This window comes from Amycolatopsis sp. NPDC059021 (assembly GCF_042739895.1).
Classification (GTDB): Bacteria; Actinomycetota; Actinomycetes; order Mycobacteriales; family Pseudonocardiaceae; genus Amycolatopsis.
In genome coordinates this window covers 36,850-62,551 of sequence record NZ_JBHYIQ010000045.1, presented here as the reverse complement: position 1 = coordinate 62,551, position 25,702 = coordinate 36,850, and the positions used below count along the sequence as shown (strand labels likewise).

24 protein-coding genes are annotated in these 25,702 nt (G+C 70.8%); 14 read left to right on the top strand and 10 right to left on the bottom strand.

Features of this window, described 5'->3' with window-relative positions; all coding sequences use genetic code 11:
• Positions 1–34 precede the first annotated feature (34 nt).
• Complete coding sequence (locus ACFWX1_RS25500) at positions 35–415, top strand: hypothetical protein (protein WP_378391323.1); 381 nt, start codon at positions 35–37, stop codon at positions 413–415.
• Here ACFWX1_RS25500 and ACFWX1_RS25495 read toward each other — a convergent pair.
• A complete protein-coding gene (locus tag ACFWX1_RS25495) occupies positions 412–1,407 on the bottom strand; it encodes a tyrosine-type recombinase/integrase (RefSeq protein ID WP_378391322.1) in 996 nt (331 codons plus the stop codon). The two genes, ACFWX1_RS25500 and ACFWX1_RS25495, sit on opposite strands and share 4 nt — an antisense overlap.
• 46 nt (positions 1,408–1,453) lie before the next feature.
• Here ACFWX1_RS25495 and ACFWX1_RS25490 point away from each other — a divergent pair, with 46 nt between their 5' ends.
• The gene (locus ACFWX1_RS25490) at positions 1,454–1,810 is read left to right on the top strand and encodes an EF-Tu/IF-2/RF-3 family GTPase (protein ID WP_378391321.1); all 357 of its coding nucleotides are present in this window, start codon (positions 1,454–1,456) and stop codon (positions 1,808–1,810) included.
• A gap of 847 nt (positions 1,811–2,657) precedes the next feature.
• Here the strand turns inward: ACFWX1_RS25490 and ACFWX1_RS25485 are convergent.
• Positions 2,658–3,311, bottom strand: a complete 654-nt coding sequence (locus ACFWX1_RS25485) for a GntR family transcriptional regulator (RefSeq protein WP_378391343.1) — start codon at positions 3,309–3,311, stop codon at positions 2,658–2,660.
• 136 nt (positions 3,312–3,447) lie between these two features.
• Here ACFWX1_RS25485 and ACFWX1_RS25480 point away from each other — a divergent pair, with 136 nt between their 5' ends.
• Together ACFWX1_RS25480 and ACFWX1_RS25475 are read left to right on the top strand one after the other, a co-directional pair.
• Complete coding sequence (locus ACFWX1_RS25480; protein WP_378391320.1) at positions 3,448–3,987, top strand: YbhB/YbcL family Raf kinase inhibitor-like protein; 540 nt, start codon at positions 3,448–3,450, stop codon at positions 3,985–3,987.
• Between the two features lie 26 nt (positions 3,988–4,013).
• Positions 4,014–4,925, top strand: coding sequence for an MBL fold metallo-hydrolase (locus ACFWX1_RS25475; RefSeq protein WP_378391319.1), 912 nt, complete (start codon positions 4,014–4,016; stop codon positions 4,923–4,925).
• 21 nt (positions 4,926–4,946) lie between these two features.
• Here ACFWX1_RS25475 and ACFWX1_RS25470 read toward each other — a convergent pair whose 3' ends face one another.
• Positions 4,947–5,606 (bottom strand): class I SAM-dependent DNA methyltransferase, encoded by a 660-nt coding sequence (locus ACFWX1_RS25470; RefSeq protein WP_378391317.1) that lies wholly within the window; start codon positions 5,604–5,606, stop codon positions 4,947–4,949.
• An 11-nt stretch (positions 5,607–5,617) separates the two neighbouring features.
• Entirely contained in the window at positions 5,618–6,448 is an 831-nt protein-coding gene (locus ACFWX1_RS25465; protein WP_378391316.1) for a putative protein N(5)-glutamine methyltransferase, read from the bottom strand.
• A 74-nt stretch (positions 6,449–6,522) separates the two neighbouring features.
• Between ACFWX1_RS25465 and ACFWX1_RS25460 the strand changes: the two genes are divergently transcribed.
• Both ACFWX1_RS25460 and ACFWX1_RS25455 read left to right on the top strand, forming a co-directional pair.
• A complete protein-coding gene (locus ACFWX1_RS25460) occupies positions 6,523–7,125 on the top strand; it encodes a TetR/AcrR family transcriptional regulator (RefSeq protein WP_378391314.1) in 603 nt (200 codons plus the stop codon).
• Positions 7,109–8,728, top strand: coding sequence for an acyl-CoA dehydrogenase family protein (locus ACFWX1_RS25455; RefSeq protein ID WP_378391312.1), 1,620 nt, complete (start codon positions 7,109–7,111; stop codon positions 8,726–8,728). The genes ACFWX1_RS25460 and ACFWX1_RS25455 overlap by 17 nt, the downstream gene beginning before the upstream one ends.
• Here the strand turns inward: ACFWX1_RS25455 and ACFWX1_RS25450 are convergent.
• Positions 8,725–9,342: an AAA family ATPase gene (locus tag ACFWX1_RS25450; protein ID WP_378391310.1), complete on the bottom strand. Its 618-nt coding sequence runs from the start codon at positions 9,340–9,342 to the stop codon at positions 8,725–8,727. The two genes, ACFWX1_RS25455 and ACFWX1_RS25450, sit on opposite strands and share 4 nt — an antisense overlap.
• A 46-nt stretch (positions 9,343–9,388) precedes the next feature.
• On the bottom strand, positions 9,389–10,036 hold the full coding sequence (locus tag ACFWX1_RS25445; protein WP_378391308.1) for a DUF6461 domain-containing protein: 648 nt from the start codon (positions 10,034–10,036) through the stop codon (positions 9,389–9,391).
• Positions 10,037–10,436: 400 nt separating this feature from the next.
• On the opposite strand from ACFWX1_RS25445, the gene rox reads away from it, so the two are divergent.
• Complete coding sequence (gene rox / locus ACFWX1_RS25440; protein WP_378391341.1) at positions 10,437–11,882, top strand: rifampin monooxygenase; 1,446 nt, start codon at positions 10,437–10,439, stop codon at positions 11,880–11,882.
• Positions 11,883–11,928: 46 nt separating this feature from the next.
• Here rox and ACFWX1_RS25435 read toward each other — a convergent pair whose 3' ends face one another.
• The 3 genes from ACFWX1_RS25435 to ACFWX1_RS25425 form a co-directional block, all read right to left on the bottom strand.
• Positions 11,929–15,054, bottom strand: a complete 3,126-nt coding sequence (locus ACFWX1_RS25435) for an amidohydrolase family protein (RefSeq protein WP_378391306.1) — start codon at positions 15,052–15,054, stop codon at positions 11,929–11,931.
• A 91-nt stretch (positions 15,055–15,145) separates the two neighbouring features.
• Entirely contained in the window at positions 15,146–16,321 is a 1,176-nt protein-coding gene (locus ACFWX1_RS25430; protein WP_378391304.1) for an SWIM zinc finger family protein, read from the bottom strand.
• Entirely contained in the window at positions 16,318–19,047 is a 2,730-nt protein-coding gene (locus tag ACFWX1_RS25425) for a DEAD/DEAH box helicase (RefSeq protein ID WP_378391302.1), read from the bottom strand. The genes ACFWX1_RS25430 and ACFWX1_RS25425 overlap by 4 nt, the downstream gene beginning before the upstream one ends.
• Positions 19,048–19,125: 78 nt before the next feature.
• On the opposite strand from ACFWX1_RS25425, the gene ACFWX1_RS25420 reads away from it, so the two are divergent.
• From ACFWX1_RS25420 to ACFWX1_RS25395, 6 genes are all read left to right on the top strand, one after another.
• A complete protein-coding gene (locus ACFWX1_RS25420; RefSeq protein ID WP_378391300.1) occupies positions 19,126–19,905 on the top strand; it encodes a TetR/AcrR family transcriptional regulator in 780 nt (259 codons plus the stop codon).
• Positions 19,906–19,914: 9 nt separating this feature from the next.
• Complete coding sequence (locus ACFWX1_RS25415; RefSeq protein ID WP_378391298.1) at positions 19,915–21,054, top strand: glycosyltransferase; 1,140 nt, start codon at positions 19,915–19,917, stop codon at positions 21,052–21,054.
• Positions 21,055–21,132: 78 nt separating this feature from the next.
• On the top strand, positions 21,133–22,452 hold the full coding sequence (locus tag ACFWX1_RS25410) for an RNA polymerase sigma factor (RefSeq protein WP_378391296.1): 1,320 nt from the start codon (positions 21,133–21,135) through the stop codon (positions 22,450–22,452).
• Positions 22,449–23,267, top strand: a complete 819-nt coding sequence (locus tag ACFWX1_RS25405) for an alpha/beta fold hydrolase (RefSeq protein WP_378391294.1) — start codon at positions 22,449–22,451, stop codon at positions 23,265–23,267. The genes ACFWX1_RS25410 and ACFWX1_RS25405 overlap by 4 nt, the downstream gene beginning before the upstream one ends.
• A gap of 12 nt (positions 23,268–23,279) precedes the next feature.
• Complete coding sequence (locus ACFWX1_RS25400) at positions 23,280–23,612, top strand: YciI family protein (protein ID WP_378391292.1); 333 nt, start codon at positions 23,280–23,282, stop codon at positions 23,610–23,612.
• Positions 23,613–23,624: 12 nt separating this feature from the next.
• Complete coding sequence (locus ACFWX1_RS25395; RefSeq protein WP_378391290.1) at positions 23,625–24,110, top strand: GyrI-like domain-containing protein; 486 nt, start codon at positions 23,625–23,627, stop codon at positions 24,108–24,110.
• 66 nt (positions 24,111–24,176) lie between these two features.
• Here the strand turns inward: ACFWX1_RS25395 and ACFWX1_RS25390 are convergent, their stop codons facing one another.
• Positions 24,177–24,662: a DUF1772 domain-containing protein gene (locus ACFWX1_RS25390; protein WP_378391288.1), complete on the bottom strand. Its 486-nt coding sequence runs from the start codon at positions 24,660–24,662 to the stop codon at positions 24,177–24,179.
• Positions 24,663–24,767: 105 nt separating this feature from the next.
• On the opposite strand from ACFWX1_RS25390, the gene ACFWX1_RS25385 reads away from it, so the two are divergent.
• Positions 24,768–25,700, top strand: coding sequence for an AraC family transcriptional regulator (locus ACFWX1_RS25385; RefSeq protein ID WP_378391286.1), 933 nt, complete (start codon positions 24,768–24,770; stop codon positions 25,698–25,700).
• Positions 25,701–25,702: the final 2 nt, after the last annotated feature.

Below are 25,702 nucleotides of genomic sequence, written 5' to 3'. Positions count from 1 at the left end.
CGTGAGCGGACGATGGCCGGATAGGGTCGGCCGGGTGAGGGAAGTGGCCGAAGACGCCCAACAGGCGGACGACCTGGCGCTACCGCGCCGCACCAGCGCACCGAAACACTGCGGCTGGTGCGGCAGACGCCTCCCCGCCGGAGGCAACGTCGGCAGGCGGCGCCGCTACTGCGGCCAGTCCTGCCGCCAGCGCGCCTACGAACGCCGCACCGCGCTCCAGCGCAGCGGCCTCCCCGAAGACGCCGTCGTCCTGTCCGACACCGAGATCGCCACCCTCCAGGACCGGCTCTTCCAACTCCGCTGCGCGGCCGAAGACATCGTCACCGCAGCCGACGACGGAGCCGAACCCACGGAACTCCGCAAACTCGCCGACGAACTCGCCCGCGCCGCCCGCGACCTCGAACAACTCCGTTAACCATCCGCCTCCGGCACCAGCCGGTCCAACGCCACGTACGTCCGGTTGCTCGCTGCCGCCGCACGCTGCTCACGCCCCGTCGCCTCGATGTAGTTCTGGCTCGTGGACAGACTCGCGTGCCCCAGCAACCGCATGATCTCCGACGCCGTCGCCCCGTCCTCGGCCAACCGCGTCGCGAACGTGTGCCGCAACGCGTGCAGATTCGCCCCCACCGGCACCCGATCGTGCAGCCCGGCCCACCGATAACACGACTTCACCAGGTACTCCAGCGCCCCGCGCCCGATCGGCTCACCCGCCCGATCCCGCAGCAACGCCGACGACGGCCCGAACCGCGCGTGCGGGAACCGGCGACGGCACGACTCCAGGTAGCTCTCCACCAGCCGCGCCATGATCGGCTGCACCGGGATCGACCGGTCACGGCTGCCCTTGCCCCGCACGTGCAACCGCAGCTCGCCTGCCCGGCCCACGAGCGAACGCACCGTCAGCGTCCGCATCTCCGCCGCCCGCAACCCGGCCACCAGCCCCAGTGCGATCACCAGCACATCCCGCTCCGGCCACGGATCCCGCGCCTGCCGCGAACCCTCCGCCACCGAAGCCAGCAGCCGCTCCGGCGTCTCCTCACCCCGCAACGGCTTGGGGGACAGGGGAGGAGTCTTCGGCCGCGCGACCGCACCCATCGGATTCCCGCCCAGCAGACCGTCGGACACACAGAACGTCAGGAACTGGTTCCAGGTCGACCAGGCGCGCAGCACCGAACTCTTCGCGTGGCTGTCCGCGAACGCGCCGAACGCCGCCCGCAGCGCCTGCGCGGTCAGATCGGCCACCTCGAGCTCGTCGGCAGGACACCCCAGCTCCGCCACCAGCAGCTCGGTGATCCCCGCGAGATCACGCCGGTACGCCGCCGTCGTGTGAGGGGAGTCCTTGCGGGGCCGACGTGCCGCGAAAAAGGCTTGCTGTGCCTCGGAAACCCTCATGTGGATCTTGTACCGCACGGCACCGACAATCCGGCGCCGAGGCCGCCTGTGCGAGGATGACGCCATGGGCCTGTTCTCCCGACGTCGCGACCCCGAGTCCCCGGCCGAGCCGTTCCAGTTCACCGTGGACAAGGTGTTCGTCGTGCCGGTACGCGGCGTGGTCTGCACCGGGACGGTCACCAGCGGCACCGTGCGCGTCGGTCAGGCAGCCAGGATCACTCTCGACGAACAGTCACGCTCAGTAACCGTTTCGCGGATCGAAGCGTACGGCAAGAAGCGGTCGTCCGCGGCAGCGGGGGAGCAGGCCGGATTGTTCCTCGGCGGCCTGACCATGGGTGATGTGCCGACCATGCCCGGACATGACGGCTCCCTCAAGGACGGTGACGGCCTGGCCGGGGCCCAAGTGGTCTCTGTGTTCTGATCACGGAACGTGAGATTCCGTCGCCAAGTCTTATGCGGTTTCATGCATAATAGCAATTATGCATGAAATGTCGGCATTGGCCGGTTTGTCCGACTCGGGGGAACCTTGCGTCGAATGTGCCGTTCGGACGCGTTATCAGCGGTGATTTCGGAGGTTGTCGTCGCGTTCTGACCGGCCTGCGGCGTCGCAGCAGGTCTGTTGAGTCGGATCCTCGGCGAGGTCAGGCTGGCGACGATTCTTCGTCGGATAGCCGTTTTCTGCTGGTCTGGACACCTTGGCCTGCAACGTCACTGTGACGTTTTGAGGCAGTGTGCCCGGACGTCCTGAGTGGCGACCGGTCGAGTCTGCCCGGCTGGTCGCCGCTGGGCGACGACACCCTGCGGCGGCGAACGTCAGGCGGCAGCGCTGAGACTGTCCTGAGTCGCCTTGTGTGCGTGGTGAGTCGCAGCTGTGTGCATACGCAGCGCGCTTACCTGCACAAAGAGCCCCTCTTGGTGTCTTGATCAGCACCGTCCCCAAGTGCCGATAATGTACATTATGTCAAGTAGCCTGCGTCTGGGTACCGGAGAGTCACCTCTGCTGACCCGCCCCTCGCTCCCCGGGCTTCAGGCGGCGACTTCGGCTTTCCTGGCTACGAAGCGATGTTCGAGGCGGCCGATGTGCTCGATGGTCGTACCGAGGCGGCTTCTTCGCCCAGCCGTACGCACGCCGAGGTTCGCGAGATTCGGAATGTCGTCGGGTGTGACGAGCCAGGGTCCCAGCGGTGTGAATCCGGGTGGGGTCGAACAGTCCGCCGCTGGCCTCGGCGATGTCGATGGCCTTCTCCCCCACGATGAAATGGGCGCGGTCAGCGAGTTGCGGGATCGTCGTCGGGCGAGAGGGCTGCCGCGGTGAGCGACAGGTGCTGATCGAGGATTTTCGCTGCGGCGTCGGCGTTTCTGGCCAGCGCCGCTTCTTCGAGCCGGCCGTGTTCCTCGAGGTGGTCGCGAGCGGGCCGGCGTTGTCCGGACCACCTGCGTGCGAGTTCGCTCGCGGTCCACAGGCGATCGAAACTTTCGAGCAGGACGGGGTTTCCGCAGCCGTCGAGCAGGGCGCGATGGAATTCGTAGTGCGCGGAAGACCAGGCGGCGCTGACGTACGGTCCGTCCTCTTCCTGTCGCAGGGGTGTGCGATGGAGGCGATGGTGTGCGGCCCGCACTCGGGTTTCCCACTCGAGGTCGCCGCGTTCGATGGACATCCGGAGCATGCTCGGCTCGATGGTGCGCCGCGCTTCGGCGATCTGTTGCCATCGCTGATCCGAGAAGGCAGGCACGGAGAAGCCCCTATTGGGATGGCGGTCGGCGAGGCCTTCACCGATCAGTTGCTGCAGCGCCTCGCGGACGACCGACAGGCTCACCCCCATCGAGGTGGCCAGTTCCTGGGGTTTGAGTGGTTCGCTCGGGCCGAAGTCGCCACGCAGGATCTGGGTTTTCAGCTCGTCGTGGACCTGCGCCGAGCGCATCTGCGTGGGTGACGTCACCTTACGGCCTGCCTGTGCCATACCCCGATCATAGATCAAAGCCAGAAGATCTACTACACTGGAAATGATCGATTATCTTGCCGACCCGTTGAGGTCGACTCACGTAAGGAACCCGTCCATGAGCGAGAACGACCCGTTCGCCCGTCTGCCCGAGGCCGCCACGTTCACCCTGACCAGCGGCACCATTTCCGCGGGCGCACCGTGGCCGGTCGCCCAGATGTCCGCCGCGGCCGTTCCTGGCGGCAAGGACATTTCGCCGCATCTCGCGTGGCGAGGCGCGCCGGAGGGCACGAAGAGCTATGCCGTGACGGTCTACGACCCGGACGCGCCGACCGGATCCGGGTTCTGGCACTGGGCTGTCGTCAACATTCCGGCGACCGTGACCGAGCTGGCCGAAGGCGCGGGAAGCGAGGATGGCGGCCTTCTGCCCCCTGGTGCCGTTCAGATTCCAAACGACGCGCGGGCGTCGCGTTTCTTCGGGGCCGCCCCTCCCCCTGGCCACGGCGTGCATCGCTACTTCGTGGTCGTGCACGCCCTCGACGTGGAACACCTCGACTTTCCGGCCGACGGAACACCCGCCTATCTCGGTTTCGTGATGTTCGGACACGTACTCGGGCGCGCCGTGCTGATCGTCACCGCGGAGACGCCGGCCGGCTGACTATCACCACCATCGCGAGGAGTGTCATGGATACGGAACAGTGGACCGTGGGAGAAATCTCGATCACGAAGGTCGAGGAAACCGAAAGCTGGGCGCCGCTGGAGTTTCTCCTCCGGGTCTTGCCGGCGTCGACCCCGGAAGAGATCGAGCGCATCGACTGGCTGCGGCCGACTTACCTGGACGACGGCAAGGTGAACGTGCTCGTCCACTCGTTGCTGGTGGAGACGCCTACGCACAAGATCGTGGTGGACACCGGTCTCGGCAACGGCAAGAAGCGCCTGGCGCCGATGTTCGACAACCTGGGCACGGATTTCATGGAGAGGTTCGAAAAGGTGTGGCGCCGGGAGGAGGTCGACGGTGTCGTTTCGACGCACTTGCACATCGATCACGTCGGCTGGAACACGGTTTTCGAGGACGGCCGGTGGCAGCCGGCCTTCCCCAACGCTCGTTACCATTTCGTGCGCGACGAGTACGCGCACTGGAAGGCGTTCGCGCGGGATCCGCGCGCTCGCGAGGCGTACTCCGAATACGGCTACAGCATGGTCGACGCGGTAGCCGTATTCGAGGACTCGCTCAAACCGATCGAGGATGCCGGTCTGATCACCTGGGTCGAGCCGGGACAGGTCGTCGTTCCGGGGATCTCGCTCGTCGGCACCGCGGGCCACACCCCCGGTCATGTTTCGGTCCTTGTCGAGGACGGCGGGGAAAGCGCCGTGATCACGGGCGATCTGTTCCACTGTCAGGCGCAGATCGCCCGGCCGGACTGGTCGGCGGAAATGGACACCGACACCGCGGCGGCGGAGCGGGCCAGAAGGGATTTCCTCGAACGGTTCTGTGACACGCCGACCCTGGTGCTCGGAACGCATTTCGGGACGCCGACGGGTGGTCATATCGTCCGCGACGGGGAAACGTACGAACTGGTTCCCGAGCGCGGGTGAGCGCCCGGGAACCGAGCCGGGTCAGGCCACGTCAGGTTTGCGGATGATCAGATATGCCTGTGGGCTGCTCTCGTACTCCCCCTCCGGTTCGCGGACCAGCCGGGACACGGTCTGGAGCCCGGCGTCCGCCGCCAGCGCGGTGATGTGGTCCGGCTGCAGACGGTAGGCGTTGTAGTCGAGGCCGTCGTGGCCGTAGGCGCTCGTGATGTGGCGTGGCTGGTCGCCGACCTGGAACGCGAGCAGGAGGTGTCCCCCTGGTGCCAGCACCCTGGCGAACTCGGCGAAGACCGGTGGGAGCAGTTCCGGCGGCGTGTGGATGATCGAGTAGTAGGCGACGACACCGCCGAGTTCGCCGTCCTTGAGGTCCAAAGTGGACATCGAGCCGACCTCGAAGCGCAGGGCGGGGTAGGTCCGGCGGGCCACGGCGATCATCTCGGGGGAAAGGTCGATACCGGACACCGGCACGCCGAGCGAGTCCAGGTAGGCGGTGATGCGCCCGGGTCCGCAGCCGACGTCCGCGACCGGTCCGACGTCGGCCGCGCGCACGTGCTCCGCGAAGACCCCGAGCATGGCGCGGTCGTAGGGCATGCGCGCGAGGGATTTGCGGAGCAGTTCGTGGTAGTCGGCGGCGACCTTGTCGTAGGCGGCGCGGGTGGCGCTCAGGTAGGCGGGTTCGGTCATGCTCGGTGACCTTAGCCGTCTGGCTGGGCGCTGTCCGGGGCTTCGGTGAATGTCGTGGCCGCTCCCCTGGTTCCGATGACGACGGTGGCGCCGAGGTCGTCGGAGCTTGCGATGTGGGGGCGGAATCCGTTGTGTGTCATGGCTTTCGCGAGTTCCGGCGCTTGCCGCTCGCTGCTTTCGACGAGGACGGTGCCTTCGCTGGTCAGCCAGGTCGACGCGCCCGCGATCACGCGTCGCAGGATGTCGAGGCCGTCGGTGCCGCCGTCGAGTGCGGTCTGTGGCTCGTGGAGGCGGGCTTCCGGAGGCATCAGGTCGATGGCGTCGGTGGGTACGTATGGCGCGTTGGCGGTGAGGACGTCGACGCGTCCGTGCAGGGCGGCGGGCAGGGGTGTGTAGAGGTCGCCTTGAAAGACCTGGCCGCCGAAGGGGGTGACGTTGCGGCGGGCGCATTCGACGGCGGCCGGGTCTAGGTCGGCGGCGTAGAGCTCGATGTCGCCGAGCGCGGTGGCCACGGCTGTGCCGACGGCGCCGGAGCCGCAGCACAGGTCGACGAGGACGGCACCGGGGTGTGCGTGGCGGATGGCTTGGCGGGCAAGGAATTCGGTGCGGCGCCGGGGTACGAACACACCGGGGTCGACGGCGATGCGCTGCCCGGCAAACTCGGCCCAGCCGAGGATGTGTTCGAGTGGGAGGCCGTCGATGCGGCGTCGCACCATGGTGTCGAGTTCGGCTGGCGTGCGGGCCGCGGTGATGAGCAGTCGTGCCTCGTCTTCGGCGAAGACGCAGCCGACGGCGCGGAGCCGGGCGATGACGGCCGAGGAGTCGGCGGGCGACGTGGTCATGGGCCCGCGACATTACCCGGTGGTGCGGGAAGGGTGTTTGACCGAAGTAATGAATCGGTGGTTCACTTCTTGCTGTGCCGTACCGCCGTACCCCGAAGGTGCAGGAAAGACTCGACGCGCAGCACGAGAAGATCGTCGCCGCCGCCGTCGAGCAGCTCGCCGCGCACGGATACGCCGGGTGCTCGATGGCCGCGGTCGCCGAGCGGGCCGGGGTCGCGACCGGCACGGTCTACCGCCACTTCCCCACCAAGGCCGAGCTCGATCTGCGGGTGTTCCGCCAGGTCGTGACCCGCGAGGTCGACGCGGTCCGGGAGGCTTCGGCCGACGGTGACCCGGTCGAGCGTGTGCTGGCGGTGTTCGAGACGTTCGCGGCGCGCGCGTTGAAGGCGCCGCGTCAGGCGTACGCGCTGTTGGCCGAGCCGGTCGGGGCGGAGATCGACGCGGAGCGGCTGGAGTTCCGCCGCGCGTTCCGCGACGTCGTCGCCGAGCACGTCGCGGCGGGTGTGCGGTCCGGGGTGCTGCCGGCGCAGGACGCCCGGCTCACCGCGGCCGCGCTGGTCGGCGCGGCCGCCGAGGTGCTGATCGGGCCGCTCAGCGGCGGCAGCGCCAGTGATGTCGTCGAGTTGCGCACGTTCGTGCTGCGTAGTTTGGGAGGTTCGGATGCCCGCCACACATGAGGTCACCAACCAGGTTCCCCCGCTGGTGGACTACGACGTTGCCGCGGATCCGGCGTTGCTGGACGGGCTCTCTCGCGCCGACGCGGACTGGGCCGCTGAGGAGGTCCACGAGCTGGGCAGGCTCGCGGGCACCGAGCGGGTCCAGGAGTGGGGGCGGCTGGTCAACGAGAACGAGCCGGTGCTGCGGACGCACGATCGCTACGGTCACCGGATCGACGAGGTGGAGTTCCACCCGTACTGGCACGAGCTGATGGACGTCGCGGTGTCGCACGGGTTGCACGCGGCGCCGTGGCGGGATGCGCGGCCGGGGGTGCACGCGGCGCGCGCGGCGAAGTTCTATGTGTGGAGCCAGGCCGAGGGCGGGCACGGCTGCCCGATTTCCATGACCTACGCGGCGATCCCGGCACTGCGGTTCAATCCCGAGCTGGCGGCGAAGTACGAGCCGTTGCTCGCGGCGAAGGAGTACGACTTCGGGCTGCGCGAGCCGAGTTCGAAGCGTGGCCTGATCGCGGGGATGTCGATGACGGAGAAGCAGGGCGGCTCGGACGTCCGCGCCAACACCACCGTCGCGACACCCGCCGGGGACGGCAGCTACACGCTGGTCGGGCACAAGTGGTTCACCTCGGCGCCGATGTCGGACATGTTCCTGACGCTGGCGCAGGCGCCCGGCGGGCTCTCGTGCTTCCTGCTCCCCCGCGTCCTGCCGGACGGCTCGCGCAACCGGATCCTGTTGCAGCGGTTGAAGGACAAGCTGGGCAACCGGTCGAACGCCTCTTCGGAGATCGAGTACGACAACGCCGTCGGATGGCTGATCGGCGAAGAGGGGCGCGGCGTGCGCACCATCATCGAGATGGTGAACAACACGCGGCTGGACTGCGTGCTCGGGAGCGCGTCGGGGATGCGGCTGGGCGCGGTGCGGGCCGTGCACCACGCGCGGCACCGGCGGGCGTTCGGGAAGACGCTGGCCGAGCAGCCGCTGATGGCCAACGTGCTGGCGGATCTGCTGCTGGAGTCGGACGCGGCCACCACGGTCGCGATGCGGCTCGCGGCGGCGACCGACCGGCCCGAGGACGCCCAGGAGCAGGCGTTCCGGCGGCTGGGGCTCGCGGTGACGAAGTACTGGGTGTGCAAGCGGGCGCCGTCGCACGCGGCGGAGGCGCTGGAGTGCTTGGGCGGCAACGGGTACGTCGAGGAGTCCGGGATGCCGCGGCTGTACCGAGAGGCTCCGCTGATGTCCATCTGGGAGGGTTCCGGGAACGTCGCGGCGCTGGACGCGCTGCGGGCGATGGCGAAGCAGCCGGAGTCGGTGGCCGCGTACTTCGCCGAGGTCGAGCTGGCCGCCGGTGGGGACGCGCGGCTGGACGACGCGGTGGCGCGGCTCAAGAAGGAGCTGGCCGATCTGTCCGATGTGGAGTATCGGGCGCGGCGGCTGGTGGAGTCGATGGCGCTGGCGCTGCAGGGCTCGCTGCTGGTGCGGCACGGGGACCCGGCGGTGGCGGACGCGTTCTGCGCGTCGCGGTTCGGCGGGGACTGGGGCGTCGCGTTCGGGACGCTGCCCGCCGGGACGGACACCGCCGCGATCATCGGCCGCGCCGGCGTCTAGCCGATCCGGATGTGCTTGACGCTCACCCAGGTCTGGCGCAGGTTCGCGCGCAGGCTGCCGGTGGTGTCCGGCCGCAGGTCGAGCCTGGCGTGCCGGGCCACCTCGTCGGCGACCTGCGCGACGGTGCGGTCGTCGGTGTGGACGTGGTGGGCGAACTCGGGGCGGCGTAGTGCGGTGAGACAGCGCTCGACCTGCTTCAGCGCCCAGGAGTCGCCGTGGATCAGGGGCGTGACGCGCCTGCGGAGGCGGCGCCGGACAGTGTCCTCGCGGGCGAGCAGGGCGAAGTGGTGCACGGTGTGGCCCTCGGCGCGGAGTTTGCCGATGATCTCGTCGAAGTAGGCGGGGACCACGACGGTCATCGGCGCGATGATGGTCTTGCCGGTGCCCTCGTAGGTCCGCAGCAGGTGGTCGAGGACCTCCCGCACGCCGTGGCGCCAGGCCGGGAAGTCCTGGAAGTCGCCGCGCACCTCGCGCGGCAGCATGCGGCGCAGGCCGAAGCCGAGGTGCTCGGGGTCGGCCACCTCGCTGCCCGGCAGGCGCCGGTGCAGTTCGAAAGCCGTCTGGGTCTTGCCGCCGCCGAACGGGCCGTTGATCCAGAGCAACGTCGGAGCCATGGACCCGACCCTAGCCGAACTCCGAGCACGGCCGGAGCGGCGAGGGTCAGCCGAACGGCGTGGCCAGCAACGGGATCCGGCGCAGGTCGTCGAGGGTGCAGGTGAGTCCCGCCAAGGCACAGACGACGCGCATACCGATGGCGTAGTCCGCCTCGCCGGGTTCGAGGTAGTCGGCCTCGAAGACACCGGCCGCGTCGAAGGCCGCGCGCAGTTCGGCGGGCATGCCGGGGACATCTGCTTCGAGCTCGAGGTCGTCGACGTTGACGAAAGCGAGTTGTTCCCCGTTCACGGCGTAGCTCATGCTGGCGTCCGCGTTGATGGTGTAGAGACTCGAAGCCGCTGTCCGGCCGTCTGCCGAGAGCGGGATCGTGTCGTCCTCGGGGACGGTCGCCCCGGAGTCGTCGTAGACGAAGGTCCACTCACCGATACGTCCTGCCAGCAGGGCGGCGGAAGAGCCCGGTTCGATCTTCAGGGCCGCGCCGGGCAGCGAAGTCACCGCGTCCGGCCTGGCAGCGGGCAGCTCGCAGGGCTGGAACCAGCGTGGTTTGGCACCGAGTGCTTCGAGCGCTTCCGCCGGTTCGAGGCCCTTCACGACGTGAAGCGTGTGGTTCGGGTCCTCGGTGGCCAGCTCGACGAGCCAGACCGGATCCCCTTCGGCGGTGAGGGTGTTGGGTGGAAACCCAGGCGTTGACATCAGGATCTCGCTATCGGAATGGGTGAGAACGGGGGCAAGTCTCGTCGCACCCTAGCCAGCTCTTGCGCTGATCTCGCCGCAACGGGCGACCTCTGCCCCGGCGGGCGGGCATCGGTGCCCGGGCGGGCACCGGTGTTCCCGGATCCGGTGCGCCGGAAAGGATTGGACGGGCTGCCGGCCTGCCTTGTAGCGTGCAGCGGACCGTGACACCGGCCGAGGAGGTGAGACCCATGAACGCTGTATCGCTGTGGGTGCTCCCCCTTCCCGTCACGGCCGGGCGATCGACGTAGGTGTCGCCGGGAGCGCCTCACCATCAAGGCACTCCCGAAAGGCAACACCTGTGCACTCTGACTTCACCGCCGAGCCGCCGCCGGCCTCCGGCGCCGATCGCGCGCCGCTCCTGTTCGACGTGATCATCGCCGGGTGCGGGCCGGCCGGCGCGATGCTGGCCGCCGAACTGCGGCTGCACGATGTGCGGGTCCTCGTCCTGGAGAAGGAAACCGAGCCCGTGTCGTTCACCCGCATAGTCGGCCTGCACATTCGCAGTCTCGAGCTGATGGCCATGCGCGGACTGCTGGAACGCGTTCTCGAACACGGCAGACGGCGTCCGGCAGGCGGTTTCTTCGCCGCCATCCCCCGGCCCGCGCCCCAGGACCTCGATTCCGCGCACGCCTATCTGCTGGGCATCCCGCAGCCGGTCATCGTCGGCCTGCTCGAAAGGCACGCGATGGACCTGGGCGCGCAGATCCGGCGCGGTTGTGCGGTGGCCGCTTTCGAGCAGGACGAAGAGGGGGTGACCGTCGAGCTCGCCGACGGGGAACAGCTGCGCTCGCGTTACCTCGTCGGCTGTGACGGCGCGCGCAGCACCGTTCGCAAACTGCTCGGCGTCGGCTTCCCCGGCGAACCCTCGCGGAACGACACGCTGATGGGCGAGATGAAAGTGGGTGTGCCTCAGGAGGAGATCACCGCCAGGATGGCCGAAATCCACGAGACCACCCAGTCGTTCTGGCTCAGGCCCTTCGGCGAAGGCGTATACAGCGTCGTGGTCCCCGCCGCGGGAGTCGGCGATCGCGCGGAAGCGCCCACCCTCGAGGATTTCCGGCACCAGCTGCGTGCCGTCGCCGGAACCGATTTCGGCGTGCACTCCCCGCGCTGGCTGTCCCGCTTCGGCGATGCCACCCGGCTGGCCGAACGCTATCGGACCGGCCGGGTGCTGCTGGCAGGCGACGCGGCGCACATCCACCCGCCCATCGGCGGCCAGGGCCTGAACCTGGGCGTTCAGGACGCGGTCAACCTCGGCTGGAAGCTGGCCGCGCAGGTCCGCGGCTGGGCGCCGGAACCACTGCTGGACACCTACCAGGCCGAACGTCGTCCGGTCGCCGAGGACGTGCTGGACAACACCCGCGCGCAGCGGGAACTGCTGTCCCCCGAACCGGGCGCGCGGGCCGTGCGCAGGCTGCTCACCGAACTGATGGACTTCGACGAGGTGAACCGTCACCTGATCGAGAAGATCACCGCGATCGGCATCCGCTACGACTTCGGCGAGGGCCCCGACCTGCTCGGCCGCCGCCTGCGCGACATCGACCTGAAACAGGGGCGGCTCTACGACCGGCTGCACCGGGGCCGCGGCCTGGTCCTCGACCGCACCGAACGGCTGACCGCCGAGGGCTGGCCGGACCGAGTCGACCTCATCGCGGATCCCACCGCAGCACTGGATGTCCCGGCCGTCCTGCTACGCCCCGACGGCCACGTCGCCTGGATCGGCGAGCATCAGCGGGACCTGAACGACCACCTCGCCCGCTGGTTCGGCGAGCCGGCCGGCCGAGTTCGCCCGGCCAGGGAATGACCGGTGTCGCCGGCATGGCGGAAAACCGGCCATGCTGGCGATGAGCTCATTCGCCCGCGCAACAGGAATGCCGGCTCGCGGCCACGTAATGCGGGTCGTGCCACCAGAACTCGCGGTTCGCCGGATGCTCCGGGGCAGCCGCGACGGGCGTCGGGGCGAGCGACGCGCGTGCGGTGGTGAACGGCGCGAGCAGTTCGTCCACTGTGTACACCAGCCCGTTGCTCACGACCGTGCGGACGTCGGCGGCGTGCCGGATGTCGCGCAGCGGATCGCCGCCGACCACGATCAGGTCGGCGTACATCCCGCGCGCGATCCGGCCGAGCGGCTCGCCGAGGAACCGGCCGGGCGCGCTCGTCGCCGTCACCAGCACCTCGTGGGGCGTCAGCCCGTGCCGGACCATCGCGCGCAGGTTCATATGCGTGCTCACCGCCGTGTGGTCGATCGGCGAGTCGGTGCCGGTGATCACCAGGCCGCCCGCCCTGATCAGCGCCGCGACCTGCTGCACCTGATGGGCGAGGTTGCGCCGGTCCGCGGTGAGGTCGGTGGTCCGCATCCGCGCGACCGTGTCCCGCAGCTTGGCGTACTCCCACGCCGGGTAGAGCGTCCGCACCCGGTGGTCCTCGACCAGGCTGGTGTCCTCGGCGTAGAGCACGTTGTTGCGGAACAACGTCGGCGTCCGCGCCGCGCCCGAGGCCGCGAACAACGCGACGTCGTCCCGGTATCCCTTGCCCAGCGCCGAAACCGTGCGTGAGTAGCCGAACCTGCTCGTCGCGCCCATGTGCTCCATCCCGTCGCCGCCGAAGCCGAGCGCGGGATAGCTGTAGTGCGACGTCGCCGGAACGCCGTGTTCGTGTGCCCAGCGCACCACCCGGCGCTGCCATTCCGGTGGGAGCCGGACGTAGGCCTTCATCAGGTCGTAGTCGAGTGCCTCGGCCCGTTCGAGCTCGCGTTCGAGCTGGTGCTCGTCGAAGGTCGGGCGCATGAAGTTGTAGAACACTCGCGCGCCGTCGATCGCCTCGCCGGTGCCGAAGTACCGGGGCGCCACGCGCGCACCCGACTGGACCGCCTCGCGGGCCTCGACCATGTGATAGGCCGGGCTGCCCGGTGACCGGGTGGTGGTGAAGCCCAGCGAGAGCCACAGCCTGCCCTGCCGGTCACCGTATTCGTAGCCCTGCATCTCGCGGTGGTGGTGCATGTCGACCAGACCCGGCAGCACGACGGCGCCGCGCGCGTCCACCACCTCGGCGTCCCAGGTGTCGCGACGGTGTTCGACCGCGGCGATCCGGTGCCCCTCGACCAGAACGTCCAGGTTTCGGCGCAGCGTATGGCTTTCGCCGTCCCACAACGCGCCCGCGCGGATCACCGTGCGGCCCCGGGTACGCACGTTCGTCCAGCTCAGCCGCACCGGCACGGTACGCGGGGTGCCGCCCTCGGCGGACACGATCCGCAGCCTGCCGCCGGAAAGGTAGAGCAGCTCCCGGGAGTCGCCGCTCCAGCTGGGCGCGTCGGTGAGTTCGTCGGTGATCCGGCGCGGCGCGCCCGCCGGGGTGCCGTCGGGACGGACGTCGAGCACCCACAGCACGCTGGCCATCGCGAACGCCATCCGGCGGCCGTCGGGCGAGAACACCGGGCCGTCGTCACCCCGGGTCTGGATCGACCGGTCCGGGATCGGGTCGACGTACCGGCCCGCCCCGGACGCCACGTCGACGAGCAGGATCTTGCTGAGCCCTTCCCGGAACCGCGCCGAGTACGGCTTGATCGCCGCCATCGCGATCACCCGGCCGTCGGCCGACCAGCTCGGCCTGCCCGGCTCGAACGTCGCCGCGTAGACCTTCCGCACGGCGCCGGTGGCGACCTCGACGACGTGGAGCGCGCCCTCCTGGTTCAGGAACGCCAGCCGCGCGCTGTCCGGTGACCACGAACCCGACACCGCCGCCGCGCCGGGCAGGTGCGTCAGCTGCCGGTCCTCGCCGGTGGCGAGATCGCGCAGCCAGATGTCGAGTTTCCCGCCGCGGTCGGTGGAATAGGACAGGTATTTCCCGTCCGGCGACCACGCGGGATCGCATTTCCACCAGTGATCGCCGGTCAGTGGGCGCGGCGCCGAGCCGATCCGCATCGTGTAGATGTCGTTGAGCGCGCGGAAGGCGACCCGTGTGCCGTCCGGTGACAGGACAGGGCTGCCGATCCCGATCACCTGGTGCGTCCGGGTGGAGTCGAAGTCCCGCTGCCGCTTGCGGTACCGGGGCCGGGTCACCGTCACGGTCGCGGTGAAAGGGATGTCGCGCGCGGTCGCGTGGTCCAGCGAGCGGCGCCGGATGACGCCGTCGGCGGTGTAGACGTACTCGCGGGGCCCGGCCCAGGACACCGGGAACGGGAAGATCTCCTCGCCGGTGAACAGCGGTTTCCCCGCGCGCACCAGCTGCGTGTCCCCGTTCGGCAGCTGGCGCTGGAAGACCAGGTCCGCGCTGTCCGGCGTCCAGGACGGCGCGTGCAGGCTGTGCCCGGCGGGCACCTTCGCCACCGTGGTACGCGAGCCGTCGGCGACGGTGACGACGTCGATGCGGCTGTACCCGACGACGACCGCGAGCCTGGCACCGTCCGGCGACCAGGCCGGTTCGCACTCCTGCTCATCACTACGGGTCAACGCCGCAGACGCGCCGCTCGCGACGTCGAGCAGATGGATCCCGTAGGAGTGGTTCGCCGCGTCCGAGGAGTAGGCGATCTTCTTGCCGTCCGGGGAGAATCGCGGCTCGCGATGGTCGTACGGGCCGTGGGTCAGCTGCCGGAGGTCGCCGCCGTCGGCCCGGACCGTCCACAGGTTGAAGACACCGTCCCGATAGGACTGGAACACCAGCGTCGCGCTGTCCGGCGCCCAGTCCGGCAGCGCGACGTCGCCCAGATCGTCGGTCAGCCGGCGCGCGGGGCCGCCCTCGGCGGGCATCACCCACAGCACCCCGACGGCGTCGAAGGCGATGAGGCGGCCGTCCGGGGAGATCCGCGCCGCCATGCCGGTGCCCTCGGTCAGCGTCACCGGGATCCCGCGGGACGCGTCCTCACCGGACGGACCGGGCGGGGCGGCCGCCGCGCCGGGAGCGCCGACCACCTCGATCCCGGGTACCGCGGCCACCCCGGCCACGCCCGCGATGAAACCTCGTCGATTCAGCGCAGCCATTCCGGACCCCCATGTCCGCCGCTCGTCGTGCCTGCTCCCTTCTCTACACGCTGAGCGATCGGCCGACTACCCCTGTTGCACGGGATGCCGCTCAGGCGAGCAGGGCAGAGAACGCGACACCGGGGTCGGTTTCCGGCGAACCGGACGGCCACCACACGCCGTCCTCGGCACGGTAGGGGTACCAGCGGCCGTCGCGGCCAGCCCGGAGCTGGACGTCCGTCCCGGCCACGGTGCCGCGATTGCGGTCGAACTCGAGCACGACGTCGCGATCCTCGGCCGCTTCGGCCAGCGCCGCCCGTGCCCGCGCGAGTACCGGCTTCGGCGGCGACCACGTCGACTCCAGGACGTCGAGCCCGCCGCGACCGGCATACGTCCAGGCCGCGACCGCACGGGCGAAGTCCGCACCCGCGTCCTCCCGCAGACGCGCCGCGGCCTCGGTGCCGGGGAACGTCGCGGCCAGCCGCACCGCGTCCTGACGGCGATTCAGCCTCGGCGCGCCGGACAACAACGCCTCGGCGGCCGCGGCGGCGTTGTCGGCCAGGAAAACGAAGCTCTCCGCCGGAATGCCCGGCGCCGCGGGCACCTCGGGCCGCCCACTCGGGGTGAACGCGCCGAGGTCGGGCATCACCGGGATCGTCCTGGCGAAGGCGTCCGAGACGGGGACGTCCTCGTCGGCGCCGGTGGTGCGGACGAAGCGGGGCGCGTTGCGGCGCTGCAGCTCGTCGAGCACCTCCCGCTCCCCCTTGCCGCGGATGAGCAGCAGGACGAACGGATCGGCGTCCAGCAGCCACGACACCTGGAACGACAACGCCGCCGCGTGCCGGCACGGCAGCTCCCAGCCGGGGCAGTCGCATTCCGGATCGAGATCGCCGATCCCCGGCAGCAGGTGCACCCCGGCGTCGTCGGCGGCCTCGACCAGGTCGTGCGGCATGTCGCGGTCCAGCAGCGCGGCCAGATGCCCGGCACGGGAGGCCACCCGGTCCAGGAACCGCTCCCAGTCCACTTCGGACAGCTCGGCCAGCCGCAGCCTCGTCTGGTAGGGGCCGCCGTCCACGTCGTCGACCTGCGCGGCGATCCGGCCGGGACCGACCGCGATCGGCCCGACCAGCCCCGCCGTGGCGTACTTCCGGCCCTGTTTGAGCTGACGCAGGTCGAGCGCGGTGTCCTCCATCGCCGAGATCCACGCCCGGCCCCACCACGAGCGCGCGAACGGACCACGGCCCGGCTGCGCGCCGAACGCCGGGAATCCGCGTACGTCGTCGGTCATCGGGACCTCCTCAGCTCGACCAGTTCGGTCAGTTCCGCGTCGCTCAGCTCGGTCAGCGCGGCCTCGCCACCGGTCAGCACCGCCTCGGCCAGCGCGCGTTTCTCCCGCAGCATCCCGGCGATCCGGTCCTCCACCGTCCCCTCGGCGACCAGCCGGTGGACCTGTACCGGCCGGGTCTGGCCGATCCGGTACGCGCGGTCGGTCGCCTGGTCCTCGACCGCCGGATTCCACCAGCGGTCGTAGTGCACGACGTGATCGGCGCGGGTCAGGTTCAGTCCGGTGCCCGCGGCCTTGAGCGAGAGCAGGAACACCGGGACCTCGCCGGCCTGGAACCGGCGGACCAGTTCCTCACGGCGCGCGACCGGGGTGCCGCCGTGCAGCAGCTGCGTGCCGACGCCACGCTCGGCGAGATGCCGTTCCAGCAGCCGCGCCATCGCGACGTACTGGGTGAACACCAGCACCGCGCCGTCCTCGGCGAGGATCGTGCCCAGCAGCTCGTCGAGCAGTTCGAGCTTCCCCGACCTTCCCTCCACAATGGACTCGGCGGGAGTCTCCTTGAGGAACTGCGCGGGATGGTTGCAGATCTGCTTGAGCCCGGTGAGCAGCTTGACGATCCGTCCGCGCCGAGCCATGCCGTCGCTGGCCGAGATCTCCGCCAGCGACTCGCGCACCACGGCCTCGTACAGCGCCGCCTGCTCGGTGGTGAGCGTGACCGGCCGGTCGGTCTCGGTCTTCGCGGGCAGCTCCGGCGCGATCCCGGGATCGGATTTCCGCCGCCGCAACAGAAACGGGCGCAGCAGCCGCGCGAACCGCTCCGCCGCGACGGGATCGCCGGACTCGATCGGCTTCGCCCACTGCCGCCGGAACTCGGGCAGCGAGCCGAGCAACCCCGGCGTCGTCCAGTCCAGGATCGCCCACAGCTCCGACAGCGTGTTCTCCACCGGAGTGCCGGTGAGCGCGACCCGAGCCGACGCGGGCAGCGTCCGCAGGGCCTTCGCCGTGCCCGACCGGTGGTTCTTGACGTGCTGGGCCTCGTCGGCGACCAGCAGCCCCCACTCGACCGCGGCCAGCGGCGCCGGGTCGACGCGCAGCGTGCCGTACGTGGTGAGTACGAAGCCGCCGTCGAGCTCCGCCAGCGACCGCGCGCCGCCGTGGAAGCGGCGCACCGGCGTGCCGGGCGCGAACCGCTCGATCTCCCGCTCCCAGTTGCCCAGCAACGACGCCGGGCACACCACCAGCGTCGGCCCGGCCTCCGGGACCTCCGCCGCGCGGTGCAGATGCAGTGCGATGAGCGTGATCGTCTTGCCCAGCCCCATGTCGTCGGCGAGACACCCGCCGAGCCCGAGCTCGGTCTGCGTCGCCAGCCAGCGCAGCCCCCGAAGCTGGTAGTCCCGCAGCGACGCGGCGAGACCCGCCGGCTGCGGAAGCGGCTCGGGCGCGGCCGACAGCCGTTCCCGCAGCCGGTCCAGCCAGCCCTCGGTGACGACCTCGACGTGTTCGCCGTCGATTTCCGCGGTCCCGCTCAGTGCGACACCGAGCGCGTCGACCGGGGTCAGTGGCTTGAGCATCCGGTCGCGGGCCTTCGCCGCGAGCGCCGGATCGACCAGCACCCACCGGTCCCGCAGCCGGACCACCGGCCGCCGCGCCTCGGCGAGCGCGTCCAGTTCCGCCGCGGTGAGCAGGGCCCCGCCGAGCGCGAACTGCCAGTCGAAGGCCAGCGCCCGGCCACCGCCGAAGAACGACGGCAGGTCGTCCGGCGGCGCGCCGTCGGAAGTGATGACGGCGCGGGCCGTGAGTCCACCGGCCAGCTCGGCGGGCCAGTGGACGTCGATCCCGGCCGCGCCGAGCCGCGGCGCTGCCGCCGCGAGCAGCTCGCCGATCTCCTCGTCACCCAGCTCGAGCTCGTCCGGGACGGCCGCGGCGAGCAATGGGCCCAGCGCCGGCCACACCCGCACAGCCCGGCGCAACGCGAGCATGACGTCGATCCGGGCCCGCGGCCCCAGCTCCCCGGCCCCCGACCACAACTGCGCCGCGTCGACGACCTGCGACGGATCGGCGAGGCTGTGCACCTGCACCACCAGGCGATACCGCCCGGCCGCGGGATCACCACCCGGGACCTCGACCCGCAGCGACACCCGGACCCCCGAGTCCAGCCCGGCCGAGACCTCGTCCGCCCAGTCCCTCAGCTCGGTCGCGTCCTGCGCGGCGACCGCGGCATAGCGCCGCTGACCGGTCGCCGCGGCCGCCGCCGGCGTGCGGGGCAGCGCGTCGGCGACGGCGTCGAGGAACGCCCGCAGCAGGGGATACCGTGCGGGCAGCCGGGTTTCGTCCCCCGGTGTCGGCGCGGCGTGCGCCTCCGGGGGCATCGCGTCGGCCAGTTCGCGCAACCATGCCACTTCGGCCGGTTCCAGCGGACCGGCTCGCCACGCGTCGTGTCCCGCCTCGGACACCCCGGGCAGCATCCGCCCGGCCGAGACGAGCCGGAGCGCGGCCCGTGCCGCCGTCGCCCAGAACGTCACCGAAGGGGACGCCTCCTGCGCGGCCAGCAGTGCCGGCAACGCCTCGAGGACCGGAATCCGGCGGGCGGCCACCGCGCGGATCTCCGGTGCCGCCACGCGCAGCAGTTCGTCCTCTTCGGACGGATTCGTGTCGAGATCCCAGAACACGATCTTCCCCAGGCGAGGAGGATCGGCGGGTTCGAACAGTGCGGATTCCCGCGAAGTCATCCCACCCCATTCTCTGTACGTCGTGCGTGAGACAGTATACCGTAACTCTGTACGGCGTACAAAAAAGCGACGGGCAGGATGACGGACGTGAGCACGGAGTACAGCGGCAGTGGCGATCCGCGACGCACCATCGAGCTGCTCTGGGGTGTCGACGGGCCCCCGCGGCGCGGCCCGAAACCCAAGCTGTCGGTGACCGACGTCGTCCGCGCGGCGATCAAGCTCGCCGACGCCGACGGCATCGCGGGCGTGTCCATGCGCCGGGTCGCCGACGAACTCGGCGTCTCCCCCATGTCGCTCTACACCTACGTCCCCAGCCGCGCCGAGCTGGTCGACCTCATGCTCGACCACGTCCACGCCGAGCTGGCGGCCGTCGAACCCGGCACCGGATGGCGCGCCGCGCTCACCGCGATCGCCGAGGACATCTGGCGGATGTATCACCGCCACCCCTGGATGCTGCAGGTCGTCACCGGGCGCCCGACGCTCGGCCCGCACACCTTCGCCAAGTACGAACGCGAACTGGCCGCCCTCGACGGCATCGGACTCGACGACCTCGAGATGGACGCCCTGACCACCCTGCTCAACGGCGTCGTCCAGGGATTCGCGCGCGGCTCGGTCGAGGCCGCCCGGCTGGTCAGCCACAGCGGGATGACCGACCAGCAGTGGTGGGACGCCAGCGCACCCGTACTCGCGGAGATCCCGGCCGCCGACCCCGCGAACTACCCCCTCGCCTCCCGCGTCGGCACCACCGCCGGGCAGGCCCACGGCGCCGCGAACAGCCCCGGTCACGCGTTCCACTTCAGCCTCGCCCGCATCCTCGACAGCATCGAAACGCTCATCGCGAGCCGCGCCGCTCACTAGATTGAGCCCATGCGCCTGCTGTGCACGTTCGTCGGGGGAAACGGTCACTTCCAGCCACTGGTACCGGTCGCGCGCGCCGCGGCCGCCGCCGGGCACACCGTCGCCTTCTCCGGCGAATCACTCATGGTCCCGACGATCGAAGCGGCCGGTTTCCCCGCGTTCGCCTCCGGCCCGGACTACGGGAGCACTGGCGAGCGCAAGCCGCTTCTCCCGGTCGACCGCGAACGCGAAGCCAACGACCTCCGCGAGGGCTTCGCACGCCGCGCCGCCACCCAGCGCGCCGGCGACCTCTTGCGGCTGTGCGCCGGCTGGGCCCCGGACCTGATCCTGTGCGACGAGGCCGATTTCGGCGCCATGATCGCCGCCGAACGCCTCGGCCTGCCCTGCGCGACCGTGCTCGTCATGGCTTCCGGCTCGTTCGTCCGTCCCGAGGTCGTCGGCCCGGCGCTCGACGAAGTCCGTGCCGCGCATGGCCTTCCCGCCGACACCCCGCCCGGGATGAGCGCGCGGCACCTGGTCCTCAACCCCTTCCCGCCCACCTTCCGCGATCCGGGCTTCCCGCTTCCGGCGACGGCGCGGACGTTCCGCACCGAAGTCACCCCGGCCACCGCGGCGCCGCACTGGTGGGTCGAAGGCCGACCGACCGTGTACTTCACCCTCGGCACCATCTTCAACACCGAATCCGGCGACCTGTTCACCCGCGTCCTCGACGGCCTCGCCGAACTGCCGGTCACCGCCGTGGTCACCGTCGGCCCGGTCATCGACCCCGCCGAGTTCGGCCCCCAGCCCGGCCACGTCCACCTCGCTCGCTACCTGCCCCAGCACGAGGTCCTCCCGCACTGCGACGCCGTCCTCACCCACGGCGGCTCGGGCAGCGTCCTCGGCGCGCTCACCCACGGCCTGCCCCAGGTGCTCGTGCCGATGGGCGCCGATCAGCCGGACAACGGCGACCGCGTCGCCGCGCTCGGCCTCGGCCGGGTCCTCGACCCGATCACCGTCACCCCCGCCGAAATCCGCGACGCCGTCACCGCCGTCCTCGACGACGACCGATACCGCCGCAACGCCGGACGTCTCGCCGCCGAACTCGCGGCGCAGCCACCGGCCGAGGAGACCGTGTCCTGGCTGGAAGGACTCCTCGCCGCGAGATAGTTTCGGCTCCGCTGTCGGTCCGCCGGAGCGCCGTTCGTCGGTCCATCGACCGAACCGCACCGGCACGGAGGGGAGCAGATGGCACCGGACGTCGAAACCGCGGTCGCGGACGCCTTTCGCGAGGAATGGGGCCAGGTCGTCGCCACCCTGATCCGGGTGACCGGCGACTGGGACCTCGCCGAGGAATGCGCGCAGGACGCCTTCGCGCTCGCCCTGCGCACCTGGCGCCGCGACGGTGTCCCGGACCGTCCCGGCGCCTGGCTCACCACTGCCGCCCGCAACCGCGCCATCGACCGGCTCCGGCGCGAAACGCTCGGCGCCGGGAAGCTCCGGGAGGCAGCCCAGATGCTCGACCCCGAACCCGAACCCGACGACGACAGCGGCGTCCACGACGACCTGCTGCGGCTGATCTTCACCTGCTGTCACCCCGCCCTCGCCGTCGAGGCACAGGTCGCGCTCGCCCTGCGGACGCTGGCCGGGCTGACCACCGCCGAGATCGCCCGCGCCTTCCTCGTCCCCGAACCCACCATGTCCCAGCGCCTGGTCCGGGTGAAACGCAAGATCCGCAACGCGGGCATCCCCTACCGCGTCCCGCCCGCACATCTGCTGCCCGAACGCACCACCGCCGTCCTCGGCGTGCTCTACCTGCTGTTCAACGAGGGCTACTCGGCCAGCGCCGGGCAGGACCTGCTCCGGCCCGACCTCGCCGGGGAAGCCCTCCGCCTCGCCCACATCCTGGCCCGGCTCATGCCCGACGAACCCGAGGCACTCGGCCTGCTCGCGCTGATGCTGCTGCAGCACGCCCGGCGCGACACCCGCGCCGGCCCCGGCGGCGAACTCGTCCCGCTCGAAGAACAGGACCGCGGCCGGTGGGACACCGCCGAGATCGCCGAAGGCACCACCGTCCTGGAAACCGCACTGCGCCGCCGACGCCCCGGCCCGTACCAGATCCAAGCGGCCATCGCGGCCTGCCACGCCACCGCGGCACGCCCCGCCGACACCGACTGGGCGCAGATCGCCGGCCTCTACGGCGAGCTGCGCAAACACAGCCCCACCCCGGTCGTCGCCCTCAACCACGCCGTCGCCGTCGGCATGTCCGCCGGACCGGCCGCCGGCCTCGCCCTCGCCGACCGGCTCGCCGCGAGCGGGGCACTGGCGGCGTACCACCTGCTCCCGGCCACCCGCGCGGACTTCCTCCGCAGGCTCGGCCGCGACTCCGAAGCCGCCGACGCCTACCGCGACGCCCTCGCACTGGCCCCGACCGCTGCCGAACGCAGCTACCTCACCCGCCGCCTCACCGAAGTAGGGCCCGCGGAAAATTCTTCCGCCGACGTGTCGGTCCCGGGCGATCCCGCACGTCGGGTGGATGAGCGAACGAAAACGGAAGGACAGCCATGACCGCCCAGACCCTGACCGTGCCGGGCGCACGCCTGCACTACGCCGTCACCGGCAGCGGCCCCGCCCTGCTGCTCATCCCGGGCGGGCCCGCCGACTCCGGCGCGTTCGACGGCCTCCGCGGCCCGCTGTCGGAGCACTACACCGTCGTCACCTACGACCCGCGCGGCATCTCCCGCAGCCCGCTCGACGGACAGCCAATCGACGACGACCGCGAACTCCTGCGCCAGCACGCCGACGACATCCACCACCTGCTCACCGCCGTCACTAGCGAGCCGGCGTTCGTCTTCGCCTCCAGCGGGGGTGCGGTGTCCGCGCTCGACCACCTCACGCGCTACCCCGGCAAGGTGGCCACCCTCATTGCGCACGAGCCGCCGATCACCCGCTACCTCGGTGCGCCGGCGCCCGGCGCGCCGGACCTCAAGAAGGTCTACCGCGAACAGGGCGTCGGGCCCGCGATGGCGATGTTCATGGCCTCTGCCGGGCTCGACGGAGGCGACGCCCCGCAGCCACCCGCCGACCCGACGCCGGAACAGCGCGAACAGACGGCGTTGATGCAGGCCAACTTCGGGTTCTTCCTCGGCCACCTCATGCACGCCGTCGGCAGCTACGAGCCCGATCTCGCGGCACTGAAGGCGACGCCCGCACGCATCGTCGTCGCGGTGGGCGCCGAATCCGGCGGACAGCCCGCCCACGAGTCCGCCCGCGCCTTCGCCGCCGACCTCGGCCAGGAACCGGCCGTCTTTCCCGGCGACCACGGCTTCGGCGACCCCGGGAAGTTCGCCGCGCGCCTGCACGAAGTCCTCGGCCAGCACTGAAAGGATCAGCCCATGCAGTACCTGCTCATGATCTGCGGCGACGAAACCGCCGCCGAGCACCGGAACGACGGCTGCGGCGACTGGGGCGAGGAAATGGAACGCCGCGGCGTCATCCTCGGCGGCGCCGGGCTCCACCCGCCGGGCGACGCCACCACCATCCGGGTCCGCGACGGCGAAGTCCTGCTCACCGACGGCCCGTTCGCCGAGACCAAGGAACAGATCGGCGGCTACTGCCTCATCGAGTGCGCCGACCTCGACGAAGCGATCGACATCGCCTCCCGCCATCCCGCCGCCGCGTACGGAACCATCGAGGTCCGCCCCGTGCTCACCTTCGAACACCCCTGAGGAGCGAACGCCATGCCGTCCTTTGTGGACCGTCCAGCCCAGCGCTACGTCGGCGCCCGCGCGACCATCGGCGTCACGGAGTTCCCGACCATCGCCGACCAGATCCCGCGGATCATCGGCCTGCTCGCGCAGCACGGCCTCGCCCCGGCGGGCGCGCCGTTCTTCCGGTACCTCGTCATCCACCCTGGCATGCGCTTCACCGCCGAGGCCTGCGTCCCGGTCGACGGCGACTTCACTCCCGAGGCCCCGCTGATCACCGGCGTCGTCCCCGCCGGCAAGTACGTCTTCAGCAACTACATCGGCCATCCGGACGGGCTTTTCGGCGCCACCAAAGCCGTTCTCGACTGGGGTGCCGCCGAAGGCGTGCGATGGGACAGCACCGAAACCGAGGACGGTGAGCAGTGGGGCGGACGCCTCGAAGTCCTCAACACCAACCCGCTCGAACAGCCCGACCCCACCCAGTGGTCGACCGACCTGCTCTTCCGCGTCGCCGGCTGACCCTCAGCGTTCCGTGGGGGCCTCCTTGAGGGACCCAGAGTCCCTCAAGGAGGCCCCCACGGACCATCAGCGACGGACCAGCAGAGCACCGACGAGGCAGCCGAAACCGGCCGTCGAGGAGACCGCGCGCACCACGTTCCACCGCACCCAGACCGTCTCGAACCGCGCCCGCACTTCCTCCAGCGTGGCCGAACCCTCCGCCGCCTGCGCCTCCAGCGCGTTGTTCAGCGGCACGTTGACCACCCCGGTCACGATCAACGTCACCAGCAGCAGCACGAACCCCGCCACCACCCACGGCAACGCGCCGCGCAGATCCGCACGCAGGTGCAACGCCCCGGCCACCGCCGCCAGCAGCGGCGCGCCCAGGAACGTCGCCATGAACCAGCCGTTGAGGATCGCGACGTTGATCCCGCGCATCCCCTCGACGAACGTCTTCGCGTCGCCGCGCGCCAGCCCCGGCATCACCGAACACGCGTAGGCGTAGAACAGTCCTGCGGACAAACCCGCCGTGATCGTCGCCGCGACCAGCACGATGACCGACACCGTAGGCATGGCACCCTTCCTTTCCCCTCGCATGCCCCCCAGTCAAGCGGCACAACGTGAGACGATCCATCGTTCAGATGCTCACATCCATGCGCCAGCGTCTACGATTCCGGTATGGACCCGCTCGCCGCCCTCCTCGACGGCCCCCGCGCCCACGGCGCGTTCCTGCTCCGGTCGGTCCTCACCCCGCCCTGGTGCCTGCGGATCGAGGACCGCGCGCCACTCACCGTCATCGCCGTCGTCCGCGGCGAAGCGTGGGTCGTGCCCGACGAGGACAACGGCGTCCGGCTCGGCCCCGGGGACGTCGCGATCGCGCGGGGACCCGATCCGTATCTCGTCGCCGACGACCCGGCCACCCCGCCGCAGGCCGTCATCCACCCCGGCCAGGAATGCCGGACTCCCGAGGGCGGGCACCTCACCGACCTGGGCGACGTCGGCGTGCGCACCTGGGGCTCGGGCACCGACGGACCGGTGGACATGCTCACCGGCACCTACCCGGTCGCCGGCGAGGTCAGCCGCCGCCTGCTCGCCGCGCTCCCGCCCCTGCTCGTCCTGCGGGCCCGGGACTGGCAGAGCCCGCTGATCCCGCTGCTCGCCGAGGAAATCGGCAAGGACGTCCCCGGCCAGGAAGCCGTTCTGGACCGGATTCTCGACCTCCTGCTGATCGCCGCGCTCCGCACGTGGTTCGCCCAGTCCCGCGACCGCGCGCCAGCCTGGTATCGCGCCCACGACGACCCCGTCGTCGGCCAGGCACTGCGATTGCTGCAAGACCATCCGGACCGCCCCTGGACGATCGCGGACCTCGCTGCGAACACGGGCGTCTCCCGCGCGGCGCTCGCCCGCCGCTTCACCGCCGCAGTCGGCGAACCCCCGATGTCCTACCTCGCGGGCTGGCGGCTCGCCCTCGCCGCCGACCTGTTACGCCAGCAGCCCGACTCGACACTCGGCTCGGTCGCGCGAAAAGTCGGCTACGGAAGCTCTTTCGCGCTCAGTTCCGCGTTCAAACGGGAGTACGGCCAGAGCCCCCAGCACTACCGCGCGAGCTGACC

Coding starts and splice junctions, on each gene's coding strand:
- ACFWX1_RS25410 (WP_378391296.1), top strand. CDS start 21,133: ATGGCACCGGACGTCGAAACCGCGGTCGCGGACGCCTTTCGCGAGGAA.
- ACFWX1_RS25485 (WP_378391343.1), bottom strand. CDS start 3,311: ATGCGCTCGGCGCAGGTCCACGACGAGCTGAAAACCCAGATCCTGCGT.
- ACFWX1_RS25470 (WP_378391317.1), bottom strand. CDS start 5,606: ATGACCGAACCCGCCTACCTGAGCGCCACCCGCGCCGCCTACGACAAG.
- ACFWX1_RS25385 (WP_378391286.1), top strand. CDS start 24,768: ATGGACCCGCTCGCCGCCCTCCTCGACGGCCCCCGCGCCCACGGCGCG.
- ACFWX1_RS25400 (WP_378391292.1), top strand. CDS start 23,280: ATGCAGTACCTGCTCATGATCTGCGGCGACGAAACCGCCGCCGAGCAC.
- ACFWX1_RS25420 (WP_378391300.1), top strand. CDS start 19,126: ATGACGGACGTGAGCACGGAGTACAGCGGCAGTGGCGATCCGCGACGC.
- ACFWX1_RS25395 (WP_378391290.1), top strand. CDS start 23,625: ATGCCGTCCTTTGTGGACCGTCCAGCCCAGCGCTACGTCGGCGCCCGC.
- ACFWX1_RS25430 (WP_378391304.1), bottom strand. CDS start 16,321: ATGACCGACGACGTACGCGGATTCCCGGCGTTCGGCGCGCAGCCGGGC.
- ACFWX1_RS25455 (WP_378391312.1), top strand. CDS start 7,109: ATGCCCGCCACACATGAGGTCACCAACCAGGTTCCCCCGCTGGTGGAC.
- ACFWX1_RS25465 (WP_378391316.1), bottom strand. CDS start 6,448: ATGACCACGTCGCCCGCCGACTCCTCGGCCGTCATCGCCCGGCTCCGC.
- ACFWX1_RS25475 (WP_378391319.1), top strand. CDS start 4,014: ATGGATACGGAACAGTGGACCGTGGGAGAAATCTCGATCACGAAGGTC.
- ACFWX1_RS25490 (WP_378391321.1), top strand. CDS start 1,454: ATGGGCCTGTTCTCCCGACGTCGCGACCCCGAGTCCCCGGCCGAGCCG.
- ACFWX1_RS25435 (WP_378391306.1), bottom strand. CDS start 15,054: ATGGCTGCGCTGAATCGACGAGGTTTCATCGCGGGCGTGGCCGGGGTG.
- ACFWX1_RS25415 (WP_378391298.1), top strand. CDS start 19,915: ATGCGCCTGCTGTGCACGTTCGTCGGGGGAAACGGTCACTTCCAGCCA.
- ACFWX1_RS25445 (WP_378391308.1), bottom strand. CDS start 10,036: ATGTCAACGCCTGGGTTTCCACCCAACACCCTCACCGCCGAAGGGGAT.
- ACFWX1_RS25425 (WP_378391302.1), bottom strand. CDS start 19,047: ATGACTTCGCGGGAATCCGCACTGTTCGAACCCGCCGATCCTCCTCGC.
- ACFWX1_RS25450 (WP_378391310.1), bottom strand. CDS start 9,342: ATGGCTCCGACGTTGCTCTGGATCAACGGCCCGTTCGGCGGCGGCAAG.
- ACFWX1_RS25405 (WP_378391294.1), top strand. CDS start 22,449: ATGACCGCCCAGACCCTGACCGTGCCGGGCGCACGCCTGCACTACGCC.
- ACFWX1_RS25480 (WP_378391320.1), top strand. CDS start 3,448: ATGAGCGAGAACGACCCGTTCGCCCGTCTGCCCGAGGCCGCCACGTTC.
- ACFWX1_RS25390 (WP_378391288.1), bottom strand. CDS start 24,662: ATGCCTACGGTGTCGGTCATCGTGCTGGTCGCGGCGACGATCACGGCG.